Origin of the sequence: Limnospira sp. PMC 1279.21, assembly GCF_032349615.1 — a bacterium.
Lineage (GTDB): Bacteria > Cyanobacteriota > Cyanobacteriia > Cyanobacteriales > Microcoleaceae > Limnospira > Limnospira fusiformis.
Map to the genome: position 1 here is coordinate 1 of NZ_JARPLU010000191.1, position 7,936 is coordinate 7,936.

Annotated in this window: 7 protein-coding genes; 4 read left to right on the forward strand and 3 right to left on the reverse strand. The window is 43.4% G+C overall.

What is annotated here, in order from left to right; genetic code table 11:
- Nucleotides 1-114, reverse strand: a 114-nt coding sequence (locus P5683_RS20780; RefSeq protein WP_368663494.1) for a MerR family DNA-binding transcriptional regulator, incomplete at its 3' end; no start/stop codon positions are given.
- Between the two features lie 450 nt (nucleotides 115-564).
- Between P5683_RS20780 and mutS the strand changes: the two genes are divergently transcribed.
- Together mutS and gloB are read left to right on the forward strand one after the other, a co-directional pair.
- Entirely contained in the window at nucleotides 565-3,216 is a 2,652-nt protein-coding gene (gene mutS, locus P5683_RS20785) for a DNA mismatch repair protein MutS (RefSeq protein ID WP_315640992.1), read from the forward strand.
- A 398-nt stretch (nucleotides 3,217-3,614) separates the two neighbouring features.
- Nucleotides 3,615-4,385 carry a hydroxyacylglutathione hydrolase gene (gene gloB / locus P5683_RS20790; protein WP_006620578.1) on the forward strand — a complete coding sequence of 257 codons (771 nt, stop codon included), beginning with the start codon at nucleotides 3,615-3,617 and terminating at the stop codon, nucleotides 4,383-4,385.
- A gap of 117 nt (nucleotides 4,386-4,502) precedes the next feature.
- Here gloB and P5683_RS20795 read toward each other — a convergent pair whose 3' ends face one another.
- Nucleotides 4,503-5,063, reverse strand: a complete 561-nt coding sequence (locus tag P5683_RS20795; RefSeq protein ID WP_006617983.1) for a cyclic nucleotide-binding domain-containing protein — start codon at nucleotides 5,061-5,063, stop codon at nucleotides 4,503-4,505.
- Between the two features lie 110 nt (nucleotides 5,064-5,173).
- Nucleotides 5,174-5,773, reverse strand: coding sequence for an alpha/beta fold hydrolase (locus tag P5683_RS20800; protein ID WP_006620577.1), 600 nt, complete (start codon nucleotides 5,771-5,773; stop codon nucleotides 5,174-5,176).
- A gap of 197 nt (nucleotides 5,774-5,970) precedes the next feature.
- Between P5683_RS20800 and P5683_RS20805 the strand changes: the two genes are divergently transcribed.
- Both P5683_RS20805 and P5683_RS20810 read left to right on the forward strand, forming a co-directional pair.
- Nucleotides 5,971-7,452: a BCD family MFS transporter gene (locus P5683_RS20805; protein ID WP_006620576.1), complete on the forward strand. Its 1,482-nt coding sequence runs from the start codon at nucleotides 5,971-5,973 to the stop codon at nucleotides 7,450-7,452.
- Nucleotides 7,453-7,777: 325 nt separating this feature from the next.
- Nucleotides 7,778-7,936: IS630 transposase-related protein (locus tag P5683_RS20810; RefSeq protein ID WP_315646926.1), on the forward strand; the 159-nt coding region annotated here is incomplete at its 3' end.

Here is a 7,936-nt window from a genome sequence, read left to right on the forward strand (position 1 = left end):
CCCAGCGGGGGTTCTGATGGTCTCGATTGAGCCATTGTCGTCCCATCTGCGGAGTATTCTTTCATGGACTCCAAGGATTTGGGCCGCTTCCTTGGGTTTGACATATCTGGCAATAGGTTTATCCTCAACTCTTCTCGCTTCTTATACCATATTGCCCTAAAATATTAACCTAATTTGAGATTAAATCATGCTCCTATGAGACGAAAGGGTTTTAATTCGATTGGTAGCCCCTGAGTTGATAGCCTTTAGTCCAATGGTAGCATTAGTCAAGCCCCATGAACAGTAATTAGCCTGGGAGTTAGGTTAAAATTTGTTGCTTACGGCTTGCATTTGGGGGTAGTTGGGTGTCGTCAACATCATCAATGGTAATATTTACCTGGATGGTAGCCTGAGCTCTGGTTAGGGCTATAGTCTAGGTGGTTCACCTTGATATAGATACTTTCAGCACCCGGTGGCTATAAAGAGTCTGGACTTCCTGATTGCTAGATGCCTCCCCTACTACGTTGTCAATGATGATAATATGTGTGTTGGCAGTTCCGATGTTAAAAGCTCCTTAAATCGCTTATGAATTTTTCCCCTAGTGGATCGGAATCTTTACCTAATAATGCGGACTACCGACAATTGGATCGCTCTCAACTGTCGGAGATGATGCAGCGATACATTGAGGTGAAAGACCAATATCCCCATGCTTTACTGTTTTTTCGGGTGGGGGATTTCTTTGAGTGTTTTTTTCAGGATGCCGTTACAATTGCCCGCGAATTAGAGTTGGTTCAAACTACTAAATCGGCAGGAAAGGAAATTGGTCGGGTCCCCATGACTGGCGTGCCTTTTGAGCACGTTTACCGCTATAGCAATATGTTGCTGGAAAAGGGCTATCCGGTGGTGATTTGTGATCAGGTGGAAGATGCGGCGATCGCTGCTAAAGAACGACGACAGGTTAAGCGAGAAATTACCCGCATTTTGACTCCCGGAACTTTGACTGATGACCAAATGCTGCCAGGTCGCCAGAATAATTTTTTGGCGGCGGTGGTCATAGCTGGAGACCACTGGGGTCTGGCTTATGCTGATGTGTCAACGGGAGAGTTTTTGGCTACTCAATCTCAGAATTTGGAACATTTGACTCAGGAATTGATGCGGTTACAACCTTCGGAAATATTGTTCCCTACTCATGCGCCTGATTTAGGTAAAATGTTACGACCAGGACAGAAAAGTGAGAGTTTGCCTGATTGTTTGCCTGCGGACTTTTGCTATTCTTTGCGCTCCCAAATCCCTTTTACTTTGGGGGAAGCTAGGTCGCGAATTTTAGAAGAGTTTAAATTGCGATCACTTGAAGGTATTGGTTGCCACAATTTGCCCCTAGGAGTCAGAGCCGCTGGGGGACTTTTGGAATATCTGGAGGAAACCCAGAAACAAAATGCCGTGCCTTTACAACAGTTACATAGTTATACTCTTAGTGATTATCTGATTTTAGATTATCAAACTCGCCGAAATTTGGAAATTACCCAAACTATTCGTGATGGCACTTTGCAGGGGTCTCTATTATGGGCAATAGATCAAACTTCTACCGCTATGGGGGCTCGTGCTTTACGTCGTTGGTTGCTGCAACCTTTGCTGAGTATTAAGGGGATATGTTCCCGTTATGATACGATTCAAGAATTAATTAATAATGCCGAATTGCGACAAGACCTTCAGCAACTCTTACGGAAAATTTATGACTTGGAAAGGTTGACAGGGAGGGCTGCTAATGGTACCGCTAACGCTAAAGATTTGGTCAGTTTGGCTGATTCTTTATCGAAATTACCACAACTCGCAGCCTTGGCTAAGTCCGCAAAATCTCCCTATTTGAAGGCTTTACAAAATGTGCCTCCCTTGTTAGAAGAACTGGCACGAAAAATTAATAGTTATCTAGTCGAGTCCCCTCCTCTTTATTTAAAGGAAGGGGGATTAATTAAACCGGGGGTTGATCCGCAATTGGATCAAATGCAGGCTGGGGTGGCTGAAGACCAACAATGGATTGCTAATTTGGAAATTCAGGAACGGGAACGCACCGGAATTCCTACCCTCAAAGTGGGTTTTAACAAGACTTTTGGCTACTATATTAGCATTACTCGCTCTAAGTCTGATCAGGCTCCTGATGATTATATCCGTAAACAAACTCTCACCAATGAGGAACGTTACATCACCCCAGAGTTGAAAGAAAGAGAGGCGCGAATTTTAACCGCTAAGGAAGACCTTAATCAGCTTGAATATGAAATCTTTGCTCGCCTGCGAGACGAAGTGGGAGAACACACGGATTTAATTAGGGAAATTTCGCGGGCGATCGCCGCTATTGATGTATTATGTGGATTAGCTGAAATTGCTGTTTATCAGGGTTATTGTCGCCCGGAAATAGTCGGCGGACGGGAACTTAGAATTATAGAAGGTAGGCATCCTGTAGTCGAAAAATCTCTACCTGCTGGCTTTTTTGTGCCAAATACCGCCCAGTTGGGGAGCCCAGAGGTGACCCTACCGACGGCGGACATTTCGCCGCCTTCTCATCCAGATTTGATTATTTTAACAGGTCCTAATGCTAGTGGAAAAAGCTGTTATCTCCGACAAATTGGCTTGATTCAATTAATGGCACAAATCGGCAGCTTTGTTCCGGCTACTTCTGCTAAACTTAGCATTTGCGATCGCATTTTTACGCGAGTAGGCGCGGTGGATGACTTGGCTACAGGTCAATCTACCTTTATGGTAGAAATGAATGAAACTGCTAATATCCTTAACCATGCTACTCCCAAATCATTGGTTTTGTTAGATGAAATTGGTAGGGGAACTGCCACTTTTGATGGGTTGTCTATAGCCTGGTCAGTCGCCGAATATCTCGCTACTACTATTAAGGCTAGGACTATTTTTGCCACTCATTACCATGAGTTAAATGAACTGGCTTCCATTCTTGATAATGTCGCCAATTATCAGGTCACTGTCAAAGAATTGCCAGATAAAATTATCTTTTTGCATCAAGTTCAACCCGGCGGCGCTGATAAGTCCTACGGTATCGAAGCCGGACGCTTGGCGGGGTTGCCTGATGTCGTCATTAAACGCGCTAAACAGGTCATGCGACAAATTGAAAAACACAGCAAAATTGCTATGGGTTTGCGAAAGGGTATTCAAAAACCTCCTGCTAATACTACCAATATTCAACAGTTAAATATTTTTGAGGATGACCAGGAGTAATTATGGCTATATACATATAACCGCGATTTTGTCAATAAGTGGATTGGGGGCCGTCCCCAATTCCTCAAAAACTCGTGCATCGTGAATTTTAAATTGTTGCCGGATAATATTATATTTCGCGATATCATGGGGGTTGTAGTCTATTTTTTGGCGTGTAGACACAGCAAGCCCTTGGATGCGATTTCTTTGAGGATAGCAAAACCCCCATGCTCTCGTCAAGTATTTGAGAGTAATTAGCCATAAAATTGTATTAAATCTTAAAATACTTTTAAAAAACAAAACTATTTTGGCGAAACGATTAGGATAGCTTAATTATAGTTGGTGTTGTTCTAAGGGTTTTGATAGTGTCAGAATATATTTGAGATCAAAGTGTTCCCTGAGTTGTGAGAGCAAAATGAATGGACGTTTATAGACTACCAGCTTTATCAGATAACTACATATTTCTGCTGCATGACCCCGAACAGAATCAGGCGGCGGTAGTTGATCCAGCAGAAGCGGACCCGGTACTAGCAAAATTGTCGGAACTGGGTGCGGAACTGATAGCGATTTTTAATACCCATCACCACGCGGATCATGTGGGAGGAAATCGTGAATTGAGGAAGCATTTTCCCAATTTAACAGTATATGGAGGCGCAGAAGATCGCGATCGCATTCCCGGACAGGAAGTATTTTTAAAAGAAGGCGATCGCGTAGAATTTGGCGGTCGTAAAGCCGATGTATTCTTTGTTCCCGGTCATACTCGCGGTCATATTGCGTACTATTTTCCGGCTACCGATAAGGAAGGGGGGGAATTATTCTGCGGTGATACTTTATTTGCGGGGGGGTGTGGTCGCTTATTTGAAGGAACCCCTAGCCAGATGGTTAGTTCTCTGTCTAAATTGCGATCGCTACCCGATGATACACGGATCTGGTGCGCTCATGAATACACCTTAAACAACCTGAAATTTGCGCTAACAGTAGATGGTGATAATATCAACTTACGCGATCGCTTGGAAAAAGTCACCATAGCTCGCAGTCAAAACCAACCCACTATCCCCTCATTAATAGGCGTAGAAAAGGCAACTAATCCCTTTCTACGTTGGGATGAACCCGCATTACAGTTAGCCGTTCAAGGTAAAGATGATATCCAGACCTTTGCTCGGATCAGGGGAATGAAAGACCAGTTTTAGGGGTGGTCTAGTGGCGTGAGTAGCACTAAGTCAATCAGCATATCATCTGTAGATGGGGTGATCTTCCACCATCTACAGATATCAAATAACCGCCAATTTTCCGGGAAGATTGAGCTATCAACGCATCTGGTGTATCTTGTGAATTAACCAGTTTAGTTTAGCCTCTGCTACTATCATAAAATCTTGCATATTTTGGGTAAATTCGCAACCAAATAGTATATCTTGTTCAGGTTCAGAAGACTGATAACCCAATTGTCGAACCGTCCCGCGCATACGGTTAGCTAAACACCAACAAATCCCCTGATAAAATCTAGCTGAGAATTTAGAACTACTGCGGAGTTTGCTAGTTAGTTGATAGCGAGGAATTGCCAACAATTCCGTAGTTTCCACAGCTTCAACAGTAGCGACAGGAGCGCGGTTATCCAAAAAAGAAATTTCGCCTACTAATTCCCCTTGTGATAGATAAGCCAGGTCACGATCATGGTTATTATTAGAATGAATATATACCCTAAGTGTTCCGCTTAAAATAATATAAAGCGCGTTGATAGGTGTTCCTTCATGAATCAGTATTTCTCCTTGTTCCAAAGTCTGTAACCTACCTTGGTAAGCTACCCACCGCAGGTCATCTTCATCTAGTCCACCCAGGATAAATAGCGCCTTTTTAGATTTTTCATCCATCTTACTTTAACAACTGGTGGATTAGAGGTTGTGACAACAATATAATCAAAGGATAATGATTGATGGCAAAAATTATCAAGCATCAGATATTGAACAGCTAGATTGGACAGCTATTTGAGAGACTTCAGAAATTGAATTAAATTTTCATGAAACTTATTCGGCGCTTTCAGATAACAAGCATGACCAGCATTTTTAAGGATCGCTTTTTGACAATTCGGCATAGTTTGAATTAAGATATCAGCCTGACTAGGCGGCACAATTTGGTCATTACTTCCCCAAATAGCCAAAGTCGGTATTTGAATACCCTCAAGTTTTTCAGCCATTTTTAAAATACCCACCGGAGCCACAGCCACAAAGCCTCGTACTGACTCATGATGTTGAATTAGAAAGGGTAAACTATATCGACCACTCATAGAAGGAGAAACAATGACCGTGTTATGTAATTGTAAATTGTCAGTTAGCTTCACCAAAAATTGTACAGGTTCATCAGAGATAGTTTCCGAGGTTCCATAGCCGGGAAGATCCACAGCCACCACTCGATAATTTTGATTAGTCAATTGTTTGATGGTGCCGATTTCTTCCCAGGTTTTAGCGCGAAAACTAGCCCCATGTAATAATAAGACCGAAGGAGCATCAGGCTGACCTGCTTCTAAATAGTGAATATTTTTATTTTTAATCTGAATTGATTGAGATATAATAGGGGATTTCATAATTTCACAGAATTTACTCTTGACAGTTTCTCCAGTCTGATCATAGTCTTATCATATCCCATAGACTCCTGAACAGTCTCCCCTAGGTGAATCTAGTTAGTCCCCAAGTAAGGGTAGAAAACTATTCAGTCTAAATCACAACATTTTGCTAGGCTAGGAATGAAGAGTTAATTTGGTATCAATTTCCTATAGGTGCTATGGCAATCGACAGTTTACCTGAGTCAACACCCTCGACAGCAACAAATAAGCCACCAAAACCGAAAGTGGGTATGGTGACGATGTTCCGATTGGGTCTATTTCAAATGGGACTGGGGATTATGTCCTTGCTGACCCTGGGAGTCATTAATCGAGTAATGATTGATGAACTAAGGGTTCCAGCTCTCATGGCGACGGGTGCGATCGCTATGCACCAGTTCGTCTCTCCTAGCCGAGTGTGGTTTGGTCAACTCTCCGACGGAAAACCGATCTGGGGTCTACATCGCAGCGTTTATGTGTGGATGGGTGCGGCTCTGTTTACCACTACTTCTTTCCTGGCTATGCAGGTGACATGGCAATTGGGAACCAGTATTCAAAATTATGGTATGACAGGGATAAGCTATGTTTGGGCGGCATTATTAGCGGTAGTGTTTGCTTTCTATGGTTTAGCTCTCAGCGCCAGTTCTACCCCCTTCGCTGCTTTGTTATTTGATGTATCTGATGAAGATGACCGATCTAAACTGATCAGCATTGTCTGGTCTATGTTGATGGTGGGAATTGTAGTCGGAGCTATTATTAGTTCTAAAATTCTCAATCAGCAGGAAGTTGGCGAGATTGACCCGGTTTCTGCTAACCTACCCACCCCTGGGAGTATGGTTGATATATCCACCCTACAAGCAGCCATTAACCCCCTATTTATCATGGTTCCGACGATGGTATTTCTTCTGTGTATGGTGGCGACCTGGGGGGTAGAAAAGCGCTTTTCTCGATATAGTGATCGCTCTACTTTAGCAGACAGAGAAGACCAAATTACCCTAGGTCGTGCTTTACATATCCTCACCGCTAACCGCCAAACAGGTTGGTTTTTTACTTTCCTGTTAATTATGAGCATTAGCCTATTTATGCAGGATGCTGTACTAGAACCTTATGGGGGTGAAGTCTTTGGGATGTCAATTTCTGAAACCGCGCGATTAAATGCTTTTTTTGGGGTCGGAACTTTGGTGGGAATTGGCTCTACCGGATTTTTAGTTGTCCCGCGTATTGGTAAGAAAAATACCGTCCGTTTAGGTTGTGTGGGGGTAGCGATCGCCTTAGTATTGTTTATTATGGCGGGATTTACCACTAACCCCGAAATGCTCAAGGGTTCACTGTTGTTTTTTGGCTTGTTTTCTGGTATCTTAACTGCTGGCGCTATTAGTTTAATGCTAGACCTGACGGCCGCAGAAACTGCTGGAACTTTTATCGGCGCTTGGGGACTGGCTCAGGCTATGGCGCGGGGTTTAGCCACCGTATTGGGGGGAGCATTCCTAGACTTAGGTCGGTTCATATTTGAGGTTCCCGTTTTGGCTTATGGGACTGTATTTGCAACTCAGGCTGTAGGGATGATTTGCGCCATTAGTTTATTAAGCCGTGTCAATGTTCGAGAGTTTCAGGATAGCACTAAAAAAGCGATTTCTAAAATTCTCGAAAGCGAATTAGATTAATCAGTCAGTTTTTGATGTTGGTAGAGAGTTGAGGCGGGTAAATATGCCTTAATCGTCTCTACTCATCAACGGCGAATCGTTGCTCAAAAATAAGCGGACGATGGGACTCGAACCCAAACTAAAGTCGGAAGGGGTCGAGAATGGGGTCGCCCCCATCCCCTCCCATTCAAAACCGTACTTGAGACTTTCGCCTCATACGGCTCCTGATGTGGATGCCCAATTGGTCAGTGGTACAGTGTTGACTTCACCGCTTAGTCCTTCTTCTATAGCACAAAACAGAACAGTTAGGACGTATAATGGCAAGGATATCTACAGAAGACCCAAAATGCCAGCCCCCTACAGTTACGACCTTAGACAAAAAGTTATTAATGCAATTGAACTAGACGGTATACCCAAAACCGAAGCCAGTCAAGTTTTCCATGCCAGCAGGAACACTATCAATCTCTGGCTCCAAAGAAAAGAACACACCGGAGACTTCCTCCCC

Excerpts from the sequence above, each read along its gene's own strand:
- gloB (WP_006620578.1), top strand. The coding sequence starts at position 3,615 with ATGGACGTTTATAGACTACCAGCTTTATCAGATAACTACATATTTCTG.
- P5683_RS20795 (WP_006617983.1), bottom strand. The coding sequence starts at position 5,063 with ATGGATGAAAAATCTAAAAAGGCGCTATTTATCCTGGGTGGACTAGAT.
- P5683_RS20800 (WP_006620577.1), bottom strand. The coding sequence starts at position 5,773 with ATGAAATCCCCTATTATATCTCAATCAATTCAGATTAAAAATAAAAAT.
- mutS (WP_315640992.1), top strand. The coding sequence starts at position 565 with ATGAATTTTTCCCCTAGTGGATCGGAATCTTTACCTAATAATGCGGAC.
- P5683_RS20805 (WP_006620576.1), top strand. The coding sequence starts at position 5,971 with ATGGCAATCGACAGTTTACCTGAGTCAACACCCTCGACAGCAACAAAT.